The sequence below is a fragment of the Bacillus cabrialesii genome (assembly GCF_004124315.2).
Lineage (GTDB): Bacteria > Bacillota > Bacilli > Bacillales > Bacillaceae > Bacillus > Bacillus cabrialesii.
Genome location: NZ_CP096889.1, coordinates 3,163,259 through 3,178,634, shown reverse-complemented (window position 1 = coordinate 3,178,634; position 15,376 = coordinate 3,163,259). Strand labels below are relative to the sequence as shown.

Below are 15,376 nucleotides of genomic sequence, written 5' to 3'. Positions count from 1 at the left end.
GATTTGTATGCTCTCCTTTTCCCTTTTCATACCCTCTGCCGCCGCTGCCGAAACCGAAGAAAATACAGATGTCGCGCCAAACCAATATGAAAAAAAAGACATTGAAATCGATACGAATTATTTGCATGAAGACACCTACTATGAAGAGAAAACAGAATTGCCTGAGGAACAGAAGGATATCACTTTTGATAAGCCGGAGGACAAAGACGCCGAGCTGATAAAAGATTTGTTTACATCAACGAATCCCGAGGAATCCAACACAATTAGGGCCCAATCGAAACAGCTCGGAATTACCTTCGCGGAAAAACCAATCACAAAGGCGTCATCCACGGAAACAGAAGGAGAACAAGAAACATCTTCACTTCTGCTTCCGATTATCTATGTCGTGCTGATCCTGCTCGGCATTGCAGGCATTGTGTTCCTCATCCCAAAAGTGACAGCGCAGGAGAACAAAAAGGCGTAGGCTCCCGTGCTTGTGTTGAGTAAAGGCGGTACGTACAATAGGAACGGAAGGAGGAGGTTTCCAATGGAACTTTATATCATCACAGGAGCGTCAAAAGGATTGGGTGAAGCCATTGCATTGCAGGCTTTAGAGAAGGGCCATGAAGTCCATGCTTTATCCAGAACGAAATCGGACGTCTTTCATGAAAAACTGACGCAGCATCAAATAGATCTCATCAATCTCGAAGAAGCTGAACAGCAATTTGAAACATTGCTCTCATCAATCAATCCAGATCGGTATTCAGGTATTACCCTGATTAATAACGCCGGAATGGTAACGCCAATCAAACGCGCCGGCGAAGCGTCTCTTGATGAGCTGCAGCGCCATTATCAGCTGAACCTGACTGCTCCCGTGCTTTTGAGTCAGCTGTTTACAAAACGGTTTGCTTTATACAGCGGCAAAAAAACGGTTGTCAACATTACGTCAGGCGCAGCCAAAAACCCCTATAAAGGATGGAGCGCGTATTGCAGTTCAAAAGCCGGCCTTGACATGTTTACAAGGACATTCGGATTTGAACAAGGGGATGAAGAGCTGCCGGTGAACATGATTTCTTTCTCACCAGGTGTTATGGATACTGAGATGCAGGCTGTCATCCGATCTTCATCGAAAAAGGATTTCCACGACATTGAACGGTTCCGGAAATTAAATGAAACAGGAAGCCTTCGCAGTCCGGCCTTTATTGCCGGCACACTGCTTTCTTTATTAGAAACAGGCGCGGAAAATGGCCGCATTTATGATATAAAAGAGTTTTTGTAGAGCAGATATTTTCTGCTCTTTTTTTTATAAAAAAGGGTAATTGCCCGCGCATGTTGTTGAACAGCCGCATATACTGACTGAAACCCTGCTTTTGGGGTATAACAATGATGTGACATAACAATTGAGTTTCTCTTGAAATTATGTTAGGATTCTAAAAATATCTAAAGGAGGGGTTTCCATGAGAAAGGTTACATTAATGGATGTTTTCACCCATCCAATTGCACAAAAATATCTGCAGCGCTCCGGCGTGGCACATGCCATTGCCTGCGCTTATCATGCATTCAGGCTGTCTGTAAAGGCTGACATCAACCCTGATTTAGCTGCAAAAGCGGCGCTGCTGCATGACATCGGCCATTATGAATGGTATACAGACGGTAAGTGGGATTATGAGAAATACAAAAGAAATGACATCCATGCCATCAAAGGAGCGGAACGGGCGCATAAGCTTCTGATTCGGCTTGGCGAGGAACCGAGAGCGGCAAAAGAGATTGCCCTTGCCATTTTGCTTCATACCGATTCATATTTGCCTGAAGGCGAATTAGATAAAAACACGCTGCAGCAGATTGTCAAAAAAGCGGACGAACTTGATGAAGAGCCGGGCGGCCACCATCATTACCGCCAAATCGATTCTTCCACCGCTCGTAAAAAAATAGAAAAGCTGGACCAATTAATCGACCAAGCCCAGTCATCTATGATAAAGCCTGTATAAGTCCCGCTTTCTACACGGAACAGCGCCAGCTTTCTTCGCTGTTTCGCTTCATCACCATTTCCTTTACACCCGCTTTTGCACATCTTCTCCTAAGTCCCCGAAGCCCTCGTTTTATCAGGTAAGCCTGTGTCATTATCCATAATTGCGGCATAAACTGAGATAAAACATCAAAAGGGGATTAAAGTATGGTCAACCAAGGTAGTCCGCAACTGGTCTCTTTAGTCGATCCTTATGTCTATCAGACCATTAAAAAGCTCATCGGCTCAAGGTTCGTTATACAGACAGTACGAGATACGGTCAGAGGCAGACTGATCGATGTAAAACCTGACCATATCACAATTGAAGGAGCCCGAAATTCTATTTGTTTGATCAGAATCCAGCACATGATTTCCGTCACCCCAGATTACAGTGAGCGGGTTTAACAGTGCTTGCGCATGAAAAATAGGCGTACACCGGGACGTCCTATTTTTCAGTTAAGCGCTGCAAAAAACGAGCTGTGATACATCGATTCGTCAAGGTCAAAACCGGCAAATTCCCGATATTCACCATCTGAAAAACAAAAAGTGGCGCCGTACGCTGTATAGCTGGAACGGACTGAAACATGTTGACGGACACGAAATTGATAGCCGTCCGCATCTTTTACATATCATCGGGATTTCCCGGCAAACGGGGCACAGAGCACTGCTGCCTCACCAAAACATTCGAATCCGGCGATTTTGCCGTCTTGACTGATATCCAGCAGGATACAATCATTGACGCTAAGCTCCTCTGACCACACATTCCCGCTCTCTTTCGGAGGAAGAAGATGAATATAAGCTAATTCTAAATCTTTATCATATGTCACTGCCTTCATCGCTAATACTCCTTTCATTATATTAAGAGTTCTGATATGAGTTCATTTTTGTTACAATGATGGGGTATAAGCCCTTTTATCTGACAGACAAAGAAAAACTAGGAGGAACAAAGCTTGTTGAAATCAAAAGTCCATTTCTGGACATTGCAGATTTTATTTGTTTTGCTGATTATTTTCGTAGCAACAAAAGTTTCATTTGTGTTTCAGCCGTTTATTGTTTTTATCTCGACATTGTTTTTCCCGATGCTGATTGCGGGAATTTTGTATTTCATTTTTAATCCGGTCGTCCGACTGCTTGAGAAAAAAATTCCGCGGACATTATCCATTCTATTGATCTATTTACTGTTTATCGGTTTGCTTGCCTTCGTTTCAGCGTCGGTGGGACCTGTCATTACATCGCAAGTGACCGGGCTGTTTAACAATCTTCCTGATTATATAAAACAGATTCAGTCGCTGACAAAGGATTTGTCCCATTCCCAATGGTTTACCTGGATGATGACTCAGGATTATGTATCGATATCAAAAATTGAACAGTCGGCAACAAGCTTTCTCCAAAACCTGCCGCAAAATATCACGTCCAGTTTATCTGCGGTGTTTGGCGTCGTGACAAACATCACGCTTGTTATTATTACGGTTCCATTTATCCTTTTTTACATGCTGAAAGACGGACACCGCTTTCCGAACCTGGCAGTAAAAATTCTACCGGCTTCTTATCGGACAGAAGGCTTAAAGATTTTTAAAGATTTATCCGATACGCTTGCGGCTTATTTTCAGGGACAGCTGTTAATCTGTCTTTTTGTCGGAACAGCGTGTTTTATCGGCTATTTAATTGCCGGGCTGCCGTATGCCCTGATTCTTGGGATTGTCATGGCGATTACCAATATCATTCCTTATGTCGGGCCTTTTCTCGGTGCTGCTCCGGCTGTCATTGTCGGCTTTATGGACTCGCCGGCCAAAGCGCTGTTTGCGATTATTGTGGTTGTCGTCGTTCAGCAGCTCGACGGGAATCTTCTTTCTCCTCTCGTAATCGGAAAGCGTCTGAATACGCATCCGCTTACAATTATTTTGCTGTTGATCGGAGCGGGAAGCTTCGGCGGCATTCTCGGCATGATTTTAGCGGTGCCGGTCTACGCTGTAGTGAAGGCATTCTTCTTGAATATTGTCCGCTTGATCAAACTGCGCCAGCGGTCACGTCTTGAAGAAGACGCAAAGTCCGCTGAATAGGCGGGCACCATTTGCGCATCTTTGCATATGATGCTGTAAATCAATGCGGAGGTGGGGAAATGCCTGCGATTGTGGGTCCGATTTATATTATGTCAGTTACGGGTAATGCCGCGGCGAGCTTTGGAGACGTGTTTGCGATTTCGCCCAAAAGCGCAGCTCACTCTGGGGCGGGCTCTGGCGCCTTTCAGCTTGGTGATTTTGTGAAGATGAATAACCAAACGAGTAAAACATTTTTCAAAGATGCCGATATCATTGATGAAACAGTTTCGTTTAACGGGTAACAGCCTTTTTATGAGAGGCTGTTGCTTTTTTATTGTATAATATGGTTAATCTTTAAATGGAGAGGTCATGTTATGAAAATTAGAAAAGCGAATATCACCACGGAAACCGGAATGATCACAGACGTGTATCTGCATGAAAACAGAAAAGAACTGCGCACGCTTGTAGCGGTTCCGCAGCTGGAGTGGAGCACGATCATTTCTTATGAAGAAGATAAAGCATCTCTGCCTGAACGGCTTGAAGCTTCGTTGCGCCGGCATACAGAAGAAGCTGTCGCTGATGAGCTGGCCAAAAAAATCATCCATTGGGTAACGGAAATGTAAACTGCCCTTGAAAGTTTAGCTCCTGCCTGATCAGGTGATAATGAAGACAAACAAGACGGGAGGACGAGCTTTTGAGTGAAGAGAAAATCGATCTTTATTTGCAGCAAGGAATGTACGGAGCCTTGGAGACAAAGCCTGACGAGCGCCATTTGTTTTTAGGCTCATTAAGGGAAAGAGTGCTTTTGGCACTGACGAAAGGACAGGTGCTCAGAAGCAAGCCGTATGAAGAAGCGGAGCACGCGCTCAAAAGCGGCAAAAACATAACCCTTTTAATTAATGGAGAGCTTCAGTATCAGTCTTACTCCCCCTATATCCAAATGGCGAACCGGAACGGAGTGCACTTCAAGATCGTATCTGATCTTCAGTTTCATACGCCTTTAGGCCTTGTCATTGCGTCTGGCATCGCTGTGAATCGTGAATTGATATATGTTCAGGACGACATTTTTAACAGGTCAGTGCTGAAACCTTAAGAGACAAACAGACCGTTTGTCTTTTTATTCATGGCAATTCACTTACAACTGGAGATAAGATATAATGTTCTCATACTGATGGCGGGGAGGCCGGCTATGAAAAAAGCACTTATTTGTATTGATTATACGAATGATTTTGTGGCGAGTGACGGAACATTGACCTGCGGGGAGCCCGGCAGAATGATTGAAGAGGCGATCGTCAATTTGACCGAAGAATTCATCGCAAACGGTGATTACGTCGTATTAGCAGTAGATTCTCATGATGAAGGGGATCAATATCACCCTGAAACCCGTCTTTTTCCTCCGCATAATGTTAAAGGCACGGAAGGAAAAGATCTGTACGGAAAGCTTTTGCCTCTATATCAGAAACATGAACATGAACCAAATGTTTACTACATGGAAAAAACGAGATATTCTGCTTTTGCGGGAACTGATTTAGAGCTCAAACTCAGAGAGCGGCAGATTGGCGAACTGCATCTTGCCGGTGTCTGCACAGATATTTGTGTATTGCATACAGCGGTTGACGCATACAACAAAGGTTTCCGGATTGTTGTGCACAAACAGGCTGTTGCCAGCTTTAATCAGGAGGGGCACACGTGGGCTCTTTCCCATTTTGCAAACAGCATCGGAGCGCAAGTGGCAGAGTAAGGAAGGGGAAAAACAGTGTTAGAGTACGGATTTAAAGATGACAGCCTGTCATTACATACAGACCTTTATCAAATCAATATGGCGGAAACCTACTGGAGAGATGGCATTCATGAAAAGAAAGCGATTTTCGAGCTTTTTTTCAGAAGGCTTCCGTTTGAAAATGGCTATGCGGTATTTGCGGGCTTGGAAAAAGCCATCGAATACTTGGAAAATTTTAAGTTTACGGATAGCGATTTGAATTATTTACAGGATGAACTCGGGTATCATGAAGATTTTATTGAATATTTGCGCGATTTAACGTTTACAGGTTCACTTTATTCCATGAAAGAAGGAGAGCTCGTATTTAACAATGAGCCGATTATGAGGGTGGAGGCTCCGCTGGTAGAAGCGCAGCTGATTGAAACGGCCTTGCTTAATATTGTGAACTACCAAACATTAATCGCAACAAAGGCTGCCCGGATTAAAGGCGTCATCGGTGATGAAGTCGCACTTGAATTTGGAACAAGACGCGCGCATGAAATGGATGCGGCTATGTGGGGAGCGAGAGCGGCCTTAATCGGGGGTTTCAGCGCGACAAGCAATGTAAGAGCCGGAAAGCGCTTTAATATCCCGGTATCCGGCACACATGCGCATGCGCTTGTACAGGCTTACCGCGATGAATATACAGCTTTCAAAAAATACGCGGAAACGCATAAGGATTGCGTCTTCTTGGTCGACACGTATGACACGCTTCGTTCAGGCATGCCGAATGCGATTCGGGTTGCCAAGGAATTCGGTGACCGCATCAATTTCATCGGCATCCGCCTCGACAGCGGCGACTTGGCATATCTGTCAAAAAAAGCCCGGAAAATGCTTGATGAAGCAGGATTTACAGATGCGAAAGTCATTGCTTCAAGTGATTTAGATGAGCATACCATTATGAATTTGAAGGCCCAGGGAGCGCGCATTGATGTCTGGGGTGTCGGTACGAAGCTGATTACAGCCTATGACCAGCCGGCTCTCGGCGCGGTTTACAAGCTCGTTGCCATTGAAGAAGACGGGAAATTGGTCGATACGATCAAAATTTCATCTAATCCTGAAAAAGTGACGACGCCGGGCAGAAAGAAAGTGTACCGCATTATCAATCAGCTCAATCATCATTCTGAGGGCGACTATATTGCGCTTTATGATGAGCAGGTGAATGATCAGAAGCGGCTCAGAATGTTCCACCCGGTTCATACATTCATCAGCAAATTTGTCACGAATTTTTATGCGAAGGATCTTCACGAGCTGATTTTTGAAAAAGGCATTCTTTGCTACCAAAATCCTGAGATCTCAGACATACAGCAGTATGTGCAGGATAACCTCAGCCTGCTGTGGGAGGAATATAAGAGAATCAGCAAGCCGGAGGAATATCCGGTTGATTTAAGCGAGGACTGCTGGAGCAATAAAATGCAGCGGATACACGAAGTGAAAAGCAGACTTGAAGAAGAGCTTGAGGAAGAATAAAGAAAACTGGCCTTTCGTTCGCGAAGAGGCCAGTTTTCTTTATGCATATATTATTTTTCATGTTTAGACAATTTTCGTCAAATTATTTGTTATACTTAGGGGTGAAAGCCGCGCGTATTGTAAGGGGGATAAACCAATGAGGGTGTTTGTTGCAAGACAGCCTATTTTTAATAGAAAAGAACAGGTTGTTGCTTATGAACTGCTTTATAGAGAGAGCGAAGAGAATGTGTATAGCGCTAAAGACGGCGATCAGGCAACAACAGACTTGGTAATCAACAGCTTTTTAAACATCGGAATTGAGAAGCTGACGGAAGGAAAACGCTGTTTTGTTAATTTTACGGAAAGCCTGATGTTTTCAAACCTTCCCACCTCCTTCAATCCGAAACAGCTTGTCATTGAAATCCTTGAAGATATACCGATCACGCCGGCCCTCATCTCTAGATGCAAAGAGTTGAAAAAAATGGGGTATATGCTGGCACTCGATGATTTTTATGCAATAAACCCGCAAAATGAAGACTTACTTGAAAAGCTCATGAGCTATATTGATATATTGAAAATTGATTTTCTCAAAACAACACGAATGGAACGCAGAAAAATTTTGCAAACCTACGGCTGCAGCGGCTTGATTTTTTTAGCGGAAAAAGTAGAGACCCGAAAAGAATATAAACAGGCGGCCCAAGACGGCTTTCAGTTATTCCAGGGCTACTTTTTCAGCGAGCCGCGCATCATCAGCGGGCATGATCTTTCTACCCATTTTTATTCTTACTATGAACTGCTTAACGAATTGAGCAAAGAGCAGCCCAACATAAAACGTGTGACAGAGTACATAGAGCGGGATTTATCACTGTCCTATCAAATCTTAAAATTTTTAAACTCCTCCCACAGCCGGCTCAGCCAGAAAATTGATAGCATTCAACAGGCCATTATGCTGCTAGGGTTTAATGAAATCAAACGGTGGATCTACATTCTTTCCTTTAAAGATTTAAGCAGAAAAGGGAATTCCAGCAAGCACGAAATCATTAAGATTTCTTTGATGAGAGCAAAGCTTTGTGAGCTGCTGGCTAGAAAAACAGCCCGGCCGCAGCCGGCTTCTTATATGCTGATCGGCATGTTTTCTCTCATAGACACCCTGCTGCACAGAGAAATAGAGGACATTATTCAAGAATTGCCTTTAATAGATGAAGTCGGACAAGCGTTATTAGGCCATCAAAACGACTACTACCAAATGCTTCAGCTTGTGAAATTAATCGAAAGCAACAACTGGGACACCTGCACAGAATTAGGCAAAGAACTGGACAAAGAAGAAGCGTATGAGTGTTATCTGGAAGCTCTGGAGTGGTGTCATAAGCTTATGGACGCAAAATGATTGCGGTCTTCGGACCACCGCAAAGCAAGAATCATTCGGCTTTGCGTTCCGATGAGGCTGATGTAGATACCGTCGGGATTAAAGACCGCATCCACTTCATGCCTGACGCCCATTTGTTTGATCAGGCGCTTTACAGATTGTTTATCTGACTGCTCGGCTGCAGTCAGGATGCGGCGCGAGAGCTCCCGCGAGCCCGCAATGCGGCTGAGAACGAGCTGGGCATCGGCGAAAAGCCCTGCGGCCTGCTTCGCTGAACGGATAAAGATATCTGTATTGGCAGGAGAAGCTGGCGGGCGGCGAATTTCATACGGATAGGCGTAAAACCAAGGATAACGATATCTCATGGGTGCACCTCACACAAAAGGGATGTTTCTATATGTATAGATCCCTAATTGCCGAATATGACAAAGCGAAAAGGCCACAACTTTAGCGTTGCGGTCTTTTCGGTGTTTGTCGGTCAGGATACGCCAAGAATCGCATATTTCATTTTGAAAATGCGCTAAAAAGGACTATAGTCTTGCTTAGTAAAAATACGAAACCCGTTAAAATCAAGGGAATTAAGAATCTTTCTCAATTTCAGCGGATAAACACGCTCTTTTGTGTAGAAAAATAGTCCCGTTCTTGGTGTGATCTCTTTGAGTATAAGGACCTATTGAGATTTGCGGTGTCACGCAGGACTTTTTTGCATACTTTTCGGTGAAAAATAAGCCGAAAGGAGATACACTATTAGTAACAGATCAAATACCTAGGACTCGTTCACCATACACAATTCATTGATCTTTCAAAAAAAGGAGTGTGGAAACGATGGAAAAGAAACTTGAAGAAGTAAAACAATTGTTATTCCGACTCGAACTTGATATTAAAGAAACGACAGATTCATTACGAAACATTAACAAAAGCATTGATCAGCTCGATAAATACAATTATGCAATGAAAATTTCGTGAAAAAGACTTGGAAACAAGTCTTTTTTTTCGTTCTTCTCATACAATAAAAGGATAAAGTATTATATGATTGTTAAAAAACGAAAAACCTGCTGTCCTTTAAATGTTCCATTTAGTAAAATGGAATGGGAGGAGGGAAGTCGTTATTGAGCAGATATGTTTAGATTCTGTCCGGATTAAGGAGAAAATGCAGGAGATTGTAAGCAAAAAAATAATGAATCAGGACTTGGAGCGATATCTTCAGAGTTTTATTGAGTCCAAGGATACGTTTGAGTTTGCAGATTTGGCTCTTCATCATTATCTAGCTTTTGACGGTCAGGACCAAAAAGCAATTGAATTGCTAGCTGTCGGAATTGAATTGCTTATACTCTCATTCGATATTTATGATGACTTAGAGGATAAAGACAATGGAAATGCTGCATGGATGAAGATTGACTCGTCTATCGCTTTAAATGCGGTTACAGCTCTTTACACCCTAAGTATACAAGTGATGTGTCAAGCTAGTCATGAACCAGAATTTTCACAAGAGATATTGAATTTTGCGTTACAATCAATTCAAGGCCAGCATGATGATATTGTGAATGCGCCCAAAACGGAAGAAGCCTGTCTTGACATGATCAAAAATAAATCAGGAGCGCTAACAGCACTGCCCTGTGTTATGGGAGTAATGCTGGCAACAGGCAAATACCATCCCATTGTAGCTAATTATTCTTATGAACTTGGGATTATGTCGCAAATCGATAATGATTATAAAGGTTTGTTTTACTTAAATAACGATTTTGTTCAGAAAAAAAATACATTGGCATACTTATACTTAAACAAACAATTTAATGATGCATCAGTTGAGCTTCTAAATTTATATCAAAAACCAGAGGAATTTGTTTCAATGGATACTAAAGCTTTGAAACAAAAATTAACAGAAGCAGGTGTAATACAATATTTGCTGGTGATGAAACATTTATCTCTCCAGAAAATAAAAAAAGAAATGTCACAATTAAAACTAGAAGATGATAAAATTGAAAAATTATTGTCTGTTATGATTAAATAAGGAGGGGGTTTATTGTGCAAGAAATGGTAGGATATTTAATTAAATACCCAAATGTTTTAGTGGAAGTAATGGAAGGTAATGCTTGTTTAGTAGGTGTTGATAAAGATCAATCTGAATGTATAATAAATGGTTTTAAAGGATTAGAAATTTATTCAATGCTTGATTGGAAGTACTGAGGGTTAAATGAAGTCTAGAAATAACCAAATTTCTGTAGTGTTAGTTTTATTAAGTCTGATATATGTTATTTATTTGACCTATATAAGCAATAATAATTTATTAGTTGGGGCAACTGTTACTAAAGATAAAAATGGTGACATTGTAATTACGAATGTAGATGAATTTTCAATGGCATCATACAGTGGTATAGAAAAAGGAGATATTGTAAGAAGCATTAATAATAAAAAGATAAATACAAACGAAATAAAAATGAACAAACTGAAAAATGTAAGTTCAATGATTGTAGAGAGAAATGGGCAGAACCATGAGCTGAAGATGACCTTATTTAATGATAAAAATTTTACTACTTACTTAATACCATTAATATTTTATATTGTTTGTTTATTTTGTTGCTTTTTTATATTGAAAATCAATGAATCAAAGAACCTCCTCTCAGCTGTAGTTTTAATTATCTTTCTGTTATCTGCCTCTATTGCTTATATAAGCGCTGGAGGATCTGCTAAGGGAGATATGCTGAGCAGGCTTATAATGGTAGTAACATTAATATCTGTGCCGCTAAACTATCTTCTCTTTCTTTATCAATATTTTAAAGAGTTAGGCACCAAATTATTTGATAAAAAAGTTTTTATTTTATATTTAATTCCGGTCATAAATGTAATATGTGAAATGTTTCGTTCGCATCTTTTCTTTCGTGATTATGTTCCTAAATTAAATTTACTTGCTTTTTTCTTTTTGTTTATTATAGTAGGGATTTATTTTTGTATCATTTTAATTAAAAATAAAGATACTGAACAAGCGCATATTATTAAGGTCCTCACTATCATTAATATCTTTTCATTTTCACCTTTTCTGTGTTTATATTTGATACCTTACGTGTTTTTAAATGCACATTATGTTTCTTCTTTTTTAGCGGCTTCATTTATGCTGCTAATACCATTCTCATTGGTATATCAATTCATGACAAATAAAATCTATAATATAGATTTTATTTTAAGCAGATTAAGATATTATGGCTTTTTAGCTTTAACGCCAACAATTATTCTAATCTCTACAATTGAATTAATTAGTAGCCCTGATAATGATTTTTATAGTGTTAAACTAACCTTTTTAATTTATATTATCATGTTGGCGGTCTTTTATTATAAAGAAGTACTTGATTTCAGATTTAGATTAAAAAGAGTCTCGGAAAAATTTAATTATCAAGACAGCATATATAAATTTACACAGCTGATTAGAGATTCAACTTCTTTGACCCAAGTATTTGAGGAACTGAAAACCACCATACTTGAGGTTTCGCTTGTAAGCCGAGCCCATATTTATGAGGTTTCAGCTGATGGAAGTATAAAACTCTATGAAGAGCTTAACCAACATTCATTCGAAAAAGTCTATCAAAAAGAATTTAGAAAAGTAACATCCGAAATAGGGAAAACCGTTGAATTCAATAAAGGCTTTGTCATGAAAATAGGTGAACGCGGCGGTAAATCATTTGTGATTCTTTGTTTATCTAAAATGAATACGCCCCGTCTCACACTTGAAGAACTTTCTTGGCTGAAAACCTTGGCTTTTTATACAAACGTATCGATCGAAAACGTCATGAAAATCGAAGAACTTATGAATCATCTCGAAGATTTAAAGAAACAGGAGACAAACCCGGTCTGGCTCAAAAAACTCATGTACACCATCGAAGAAAAACAACGCTCTGATCTTGCCCGCGATCTCCACGATTCCGTTCTTCAGGATTTGATTTCCTTAAAGCGCCAGTGTGAGCTGTTTTTGGCTGATTTTAAGAAAGATGATAATCCGTGCCGGGAAGATGTGCAGGACAAGCTTGTGCAGATGAATGAGCAGATGTCTGATGTGATCTCGATGACGAGGGAGACGTGTCATGAATTGCGGCCGCAGCTTTTGTATGATCTTGGGCTGGTGAAGGCGCTGTCGAAGCTTGTGGCGCAGCAGCAGGAGCGGGTGCCGTTTCATATCCGTTTAAATACCGGCAGATTTACGGCTTCGCTTGATCTGGATTCGCAGCTGAATTTGTACCGGATCATTCAAGAGTTTCTGTCCAATGCGGTCAAGCACTCTCAGGCGACGGATGTGCTGATTATGCTCATCAGTATTCAAAACAAAATTGTTCTTCATTATGAGGGCAATGGCGTAGGATTTGACCAAGAAAAACATAATGAGCATTCCATGAGTATGGGGCTTTCTGGCATTAAAGAGAGAGTCAGGGCTTTAGATGGACGCCTTCGGATTGAAACAAGTGAAGGAAAGGGCTTTAAGGCTGATATTGAAATCGAATTGTAATGGTTTTATAACGGAAACGACTTGGCATAAGCCAAGTCTTTTTTATAAAATGGAAAAGAGTGAGTAAAAGGGAGGAAAACATGAAAAAGATACTAGTGATTGATGACCATCCGGCTGTCATGGAAGGCACCAAGACAATTTTGGAAACGGATTCGAATCTGTCTGTTGATTGTCTCAGTCCTGAACCGAGTGAACAGTTTATCAAGCAGCACGACTTCTCGTCATATGATCTCATTTTAATGGATCTGAATTTAGGCGGCGATGTCAATGGGATGGAGCTTTCTAAACAGATTTTACAAGAGAATCCTCATTGTAAAATTATCGTGTATACCGGTTATGAGGTCGAGGATTATTTCGAGGAAGCGATTCGTGCGGGTCTGCACGGTGCCATCAGCAAAACGGAATCTAAAGAAAAAATCACACAATACATATACCACGTACTCAACGGTGAAATTCTAGTCGATTTTGCTTACTTTAAACAGCTGATGACTCAGCAAAAAACAAAGCCGGCTCCTTCCTCTCAAAAAGAACAAGATGTGCTCACACCTAGAGAATGCCTGATTCTTCAAGAAGTTGAAAAGGGATTTACAAACCAAGAAATCGCAGATGCCCTTCATTTAAGCAAGCGATCCATTGAATACAGCCTGACATCGATCTTCAATAAGCTGAATGTCGGTTCCCGGACGGAAGCGGTTTTGATTGCGAAATCAGATGGTGTACTGTAAATAAGGGGGGGAGGTATATGATGGATATGAAACACACATTGCTTGAAGCGCTGGGAATTGAGATTGTTGAAAACACAGCGGAACGATGCGTTGCGGTCATGCCGGTGGATCATCGGACGGTGCAGCCGTTCGGATATTTGCATGGAGGCGCTTCAGTGGCTCTGGCGGAAACCGCGGCGAGTGTAGGCGCGCAGAACTTGATTGATCACACAACACAGGCGTGTGTCGGTCTAGAGATCAACGCCAACCATTTAAAATCCGTAAAGGAAGGAACGGTAAAGGCGGTAGCCGAACCCGTTCATATAGGCAGGACGACGATTGTCTATCAAATTCACATTTATGACGAGCAAGAGAGGCTGATCTGCATATCCAGATGCACGCTGGCTGTCATCAAGAAATAAAAAAACAGCCGGAACTCTGCCTGTCCGGCTGCTTATTTTTTATAAGTAAGAATCCTCTTTTCGTTTAATCACAAAGTTTCTGATCCCGTTATAGTCATCCTGTACACTTCTCTCATCAAGCTTGACGCCGGAGTTGTACGCAGCACGGCAGATTAAGTGCCCTCCTACAGGCGACGTAATAAAGATAAAGAAAATCCCGAGCAGGATTTTAGCCGATATTTCCCCGGTTATAAACCACAAAAAGAAGAAGACACCGAGCAAAACCATATTGACGCCTAATGTTGAGCCTTTAGAAGCAGCGTGTGAGCGTGTATACATATCAGGAAGGCGAAGCGTCCCAAATGAAGCGGCAAGGCACACAAGAGAGCCGAGCAGAATGAATACAGCCACGATGATTTTAGCGATTTCGATCATTTTCGATAATCTCTCCTTTCTCCAGGAACTTAGAAAATGCAATCGTTCCGATAAACGATAAGATCCCCAGCAGCAAAATAATATCCAAAAACGCACTTGTTTTCAGCAAAATGGAGACAAGCGCCGTGATGGCGATCAGATTGATGCCGATTGCATCCAGAGCCACGACCCGGTCAGGCACAGACGGCCCTTTAATGACACGAAGGACATACAAAAGGGTAGACACGGCCATAATGCCGAGCGCGATTTGCAGAATCAGCGTAAACATCAGCGGCTCACCTCCTGTATCGCTTTCTCAAATGACTCCCGAATATCAAAAATGGCTTTTTCCGCATCCTCAATATCCATCGCGTGAATATAAAGAATCGTTCTGTCATCGGAAATATCCATCACCAAGGTTCCCGGTGTTAACGTAATGAGCAGTGACAGCAGGGTGATTTCCCAATCCTTCGTAAGCTCTGTTTTAAAAGCGAAAATGCCCGGTTTGATATTCAGTTTCGGCGATAGGACTGTTTTCAGCACACTGACATTGGCAAGATACAGCTCTTTTAGAAAAATCAAAAAGAGCTTGATGATAGAAAATATTTTCCATAGATAAAACTGGCGGGTAAAAAAGCGCCGGAAGAAAAAGAGAGAGAGCATTCCCAGAGCATAGCCTGTGATAAATCCTGCGGCGCTTGGATCATTGCTCAAGAACATCCAGCAAAAAGCGAGAAACACATTTAATAAAATTTGAAATGCCATGCG

21 protein-coding genes and 2 pseudogenes are annotated in these 15,376 nt (G+C 41.5%); 17 read left to right on the top strand and 6 right to left on the bottom strand.

What is annotated here, in order from left to right; translation table 11 throughout:
* The first annotated feature begins 7 nt into the window (after positions 1-7).
* The 4 genes from essA to EFK13_RS16325 all read left to right on the top strand — a co-directional run bounded on the left by essA (position 8) and on the right by EFK13_RS16325 (position 2,389).
* A complete protein-coding gene (gene essA / locus EFK13_RS16340) occupies positions 8-463 on the top strand; it encodes a type VII secretion protein EssA (protein WP_129507802.1) in 456 nt (151 codons plus the stop codon).
* Between the two features lie 63 nt (positions 464-526).
* The gene (locus EFK13_RS16335; protein WP_129507709.1) at positions 527-1,258 is read left to right on the top strand and encodes a (S)-benzoin forming benzil reductase; all 732 of its coding nucleotides are present in this window, start codon (positions 527-529) and stop codon (positions 1,256-1,258) included.
* 178 nt (positions 1,259-1,436) lie between these two features.
* Positions 1,437-1,967, top strand: a complete 531-nt coding sequence (locus tag EFK13_RS16330; protein WP_129507710.1) for an HD domain-containing protein — start codon at positions 1,437-1,439, stop codon at positions 1,965-1,967.
* 185 nt (positions 1,968-2,152) lie between these two features.
* The gene (locus EFK13_RS16325; protein ID WP_129507711.1) at positions 2,153-2,389 is read left to right on the top strand and encodes a YuzF family protein; all 237 of its coding nucleotides are present in this window, start codon (positions 2,153-2,155) and stop codon (positions 2,387-2,389) included.
* Positions 2,390-2,429: 40 nt separating this feature from the next.
* Here EFK13_RS16325 and EFK13_RS16320 read toward each other — a convergent pair.
* A pseudogene (locus EFK13_RS16320) lies at positions 2,430-2,820 on the bottom strand (DUF2283 domain-containing protein).
* Positions 2,821-2,934: 114 nt separating this feature from the next.
* On the opposite strand from EFK13_RS16320, the gene EFK13_RS16315 reads away from it, so the two are divergent.
* The 7 genes from EFK13_RS16315 (at position 2,935) to pdeH (ending at position 8,618) form a co-directional block, all read left to right on the top strand.
* Positions 2,935-4,044 (top strand): AI-2E family transporter, encoded by a 1,110-nt coding sequence (locus tag EFK13_RS16315; RefSeq protein ID WP_129507712.1) that lies wholly within the window; start codon positions 2,935-2,937, stop codon positions 4,042-4,044.
* Positions 4,045-4,103: 59 nt separating this feature from the next.
* Positions 4,104-4,325, top strand: a complete 222-nt coding sequence (locus EFK13_RS16310; RefSeq protein WP_129507713.1) for a spore germination protein — start codon at positions 4,104-4,106, stop codon at positions 4,323-4,325.
* A gap of 72 nt (positions 4,326-4,397) precedes the next feature.
* Positions 4,398-4,646 (top strand): YueH family protein, encoded by a 249-nt coding sequence (locus EFK13_RS16305; RefSeq protein ID WP_075749003.1) that lies wholly within the window; start codon positions 4,398-4,400, stop codon positions 4,644-4,646.
* Positions 4,647-4,717: 71 nt separating this feature from the next.
* A complete protein-coding gene (locus EFK13_RS16300; RefSeq protein ID WP_129507714.1) occupies positions 4,718-5,116 on the top strand; it encodes a YueI family protein in 399 nt (132 codons plus the stop codon).
* Positions 5,117-5,212: 96 nt separating this feature from the next.
* Positions 5,213-5,764 (top strand): cysteine hydrolase family protein, encoded by a 552-nt coding sequence (locus EFK13_RS16295; protein ID WP_129507715.1) that lies wholly within the window; start codon positions 5,213-5,215, stop codon positions 5,762-5,764.
* 15 nt (positions 5,765-5,779) lie between these two features.
* Complete coding sequence (locus EFK13_RS16290) at positions 5,780-7,252, top strand: nicotinate phosphoribosyltransferase (RefSeq protein WP_129507716.1); 1,473 nt, start codon at positions 5,780-5,782, stop codon at positions 7,250-7,252.
* A gap of 136 nt (positions 7,253-7,388) precedes the next feature.
* The gene (gene pdeH, locus EFK13_RS16285) at positions 7,389-8,618 is read left to right on the top strand and encodes a cyclic di-GMP phosphodiesterase (RefSeq protein WP_129507717.1); all 1,230 of its coding nucleotides are present in this window, start codon (positions 7,389-7,391) and stop codon (positions 8,616-8,618) included.
* Here pdeH and EFK13_RS16280 read toward each other — a convergent pair.
* Both EFK13_RS16280 and EFK13_RS16275 read right to left on the bottom strand, forming a co-directional pair.
* Complete coding sequence (locus EFK13_RS16280; RefSeq protein WP_129507718.1) at positions 8,594-8,962, bottom strand: YuzC family spore coat inner layer protein; 369 nt, start codon at positions 8,960-8,962, stop codon at positions 8,594-8,596. The two genes, pdeH and EFK13_RS16280, sit on opposite strands and share 25 nt — an antisense overlap.
* A gap of 158 nt (positions 8,963-9,120) precedes the next feature.
* Positions 9,121-9,198: pseudogene (locus tag EFK13_RS16275) on the bottom strand (hypothetical protein); the annotation flags it as partial.
* 224 nt (positions 9,199-9,422) lie between these two features.
* On the opposite strand from EFK13_RS16275, the gene degQ reads away from it, so the two are divergent.
* The 6 genes from degQ (at position 9,423) to EFK13_RS16245 (ending at position 14,215) form a co-directional block, all read left to right on the top strand.
* Positions 9,423-9,563, top strand: coding sequence for a degradation enzyme regulation protein DegQ (gene degQ, locus EFK13_RS16270; protein WP_003220708.1), 141 nt, complete (start codon positions 9,423-9,425; stop codon positions 9,561-9,563).
* Between the two features lie 184 nt (positions 9,564-9,747).
* Positions 9,748-10,608 carry a polyprenyl synthetase family protein gene (locus EFK13_RS16265; protein ID WP_129507719.1) on the top strand — a complete coding sequence of 287 codons (861 nt, stop codon included), beginning with the start codon at positions 9,748-9,750 and terminating at the stop codon, positions 10,606-10,608.
* Between the two features lie 23 nt (positions 10,609-10,631).
* The gene (gene comX / locus EFK13_RS16260; RefSeq protein ID WP_282459461.1) at positions 10,632-10,784 is read left to right on the top strand and encodes a competence pheromone ComX; all 153 of its coding nucleotides are present in this window, start codon (positions 10,632-10,634) and stop codon (positions 10,782-10,784) included.
* 7 nt (positions 10,785-10,791) lie between these two features.
* Complete coding sequence (locus tag EFK13_RS16255) at positions 10,792-13,089, top strand: histidine kinase (protein ID WP_129507720.1); 2,298 nt, start codon at positions 10,792-10,794, stop codon at positions 13,087-13,089.
* 80 nt (positions 13,090-13,169) lie between these two features.
* A complete protein-coding gene (comA, locus tag EFK13_RS16250) occupies positions 13,170-13,814 on the top strand; it encodes a two-component system response regulator ComA (RefSeq protein ID WP_064816492.1) in 645 nt (214 codons plus the stop codon).
* A 20-nt stretch (positions 13,815-13,834) separates the two neighbouring features.
* Positions 13,835-14,215: a hotdog fold thioesterase gene (locus EFK13_RS16245; RefSeq protein ID WP_064816560.1), complete on the top strand. Its 381-nt coding sequence runs from the start codon at positions 13,835-13,837 to the stop codon at positions 14,213-14,215.
* 39 nt (positions 14,216-14,254) lie between these two features.
* Here the strand turns inward: EFK13_RS16245 and mnhG are convergent, their stop codons facing one another.
* Genes mnhG through EFK13_RS16230 form a run of 3 tightly spaced genes read right to left on the bottom strand, consistent with a single transcriptional unit; the run spans position 14,255 to position 15,373 of the window.
* Positions 14,255-14,629: a monovalent cation/H(+) antiporter subunit G gene (gene mnhG / locus EFK13_RS16240; protein WP_129507721.1), complete on the bottom strand. Its 375-nt coding sequence runs from the start codon at positions 14,627-14,629 to the stop codon at positions 14,255-14,257.
* Positions 14,613-14,897, bottom strand: a complete 285-nt coding sequence (locus EFK13_RS16235) for a Na(+)/H(+) antiporter subunit F1 (RefSeq protein WP_129507722.1) — start codon at positions 14,895-14,897, stop codon at positions 14,613-14,615. The genes mnhG and EFK13_RS16235 overlap by 17 nt, the downstream gene beginning before the upstream one ends.
* Entirely contained in the window at positions 14,897-15,373 is a 477-nt protein-coding gene (locus EFK13_RS16230) for a Na+/H+ antiporter subunit E (RefSeq protein ID WP_129507723.1), read from the bottom strand. Before EFK13_RS16230 ends, EFK13_RS16235 begins: the two co-directional genes overlap by 1 nt.
* Positions 15,374-15,376: the final 3 nt, after the last annotated feature.

Coding starts and splice junctions, on each gene's coding strand:
- EFK13_RS16235 (WP_129507722.1), bottom strand. CDS start 14,897: ATGTTTACGCTGATTCTGCAAATCGCGCTCGGCATTATGGCCGTGTCT.
- EFK13_RS16305 (WP_075749003.1), top strand. CDS start 4,398: ATGAAAATTAGAAAAGCGAATATCACCACGGAAACCGGAATGATCACA.
- comA (WP_064816492.1), top strand. CDS start 13,170: ATGAAAAAGATACTAGTGATTGATGACCATCCGGCTGTCATGGAAGGC.
- EFK13_RS16325 (WP_129507711.1), top strand. CDS start 2,153: ATGGTCAACCAAGGTAGTCCGCAACTGGTCTCTTTAGTCGATCCTTAT.
- EFK13_RS16265 (WP_129507719.1), top strand. CDS start 9,748: ATGCAGGAGATTGTAAGCAAAAAAATAATGAATCAGGACTTGGAGCGA.
- comX (WP_282459461.1), top strand. CDS start 10,632: ATGGTAGGATATTTAATTAAATACCCAAATGTTTTAGTGGAAGTAATG.
- mnhG (WP_129507721.1), bottom strand. CDS start 14,629: ATGATCGAAATCGCTAAAATCATCGTGGCTGTATTCATTCTGCTCGGC.
- EFK13_RS16330 (WP_129507710.1), top strand. CDS start 1,437: ATGAGAAAGGTTACATTAATGGATGTTTTCACCCATCCAATTGCACAA.
- EFK13_RS16230 (WP_129507723.1), bottom strand. CDS start 15,373: ATGGCATTTCAAATTTTATTAAATGTGTTTCTCGCTTTTTGCTGGATG.
- pdeH (WP_129507717.1), top strand. CDS start 7,389: ATGAGGGTGTTTGTTGCAAGACAGCCTATTTTTAATAGAAAAGAACAG.
- EFK13_RS16255 (WP_129507720.1), top strand. CDS start 10,792: ATGAAGTCTAGAAATAACCAAATTTCTGTAGTGTTAGTTTTATTAAGT.
- EFK13_RS16280 (WP_129507718.1), bottom strand. CDS start 8,962: ATGAGATATCGTTATCCTTGGTTTTACGCCTATCCGTATGAAATTCGC.
- EFK13_RS16245 (WP_064816560.1), top strand. CDS start 13,835: ATGGATATGAAACACACATTGCTTGAAGCGCTGGGAATTGAGATTGTT.
- essA (WP_129507802.1), top strand. CDS start 8: ATGCTCTCCTTTTCCCTTTTCATACCCTCTGCCGCCGCTGCCGAAACC.
- EFK13_RS16295 (WP_129507715.1), top strand. CDS start 5,213: ATGAAAAAAGCACTTATTTGTATTGATTATACGAATGATTTTGTGGCG.
- degQ (WP_003220708.1), top strand. CDS start 9,423: ATGGAAAAGAAACTTGAAGAAGTAAAACAATTGTTATTCCGACTCGAA.
- EFK13_RS16310 (WP_129507713.1), top strand. CDS start 4,104: ATGCCTGCGATTGTGGGTCCGATTTATATTATGTCAGTTACGGGTAAT.
- EFK13_RS16335 (WP_129507709.1), top strand. CDS start 527: ATGGAACTTTATATCATCACAGGAGCGTCAAAAGGATTGGGTGAAGCC.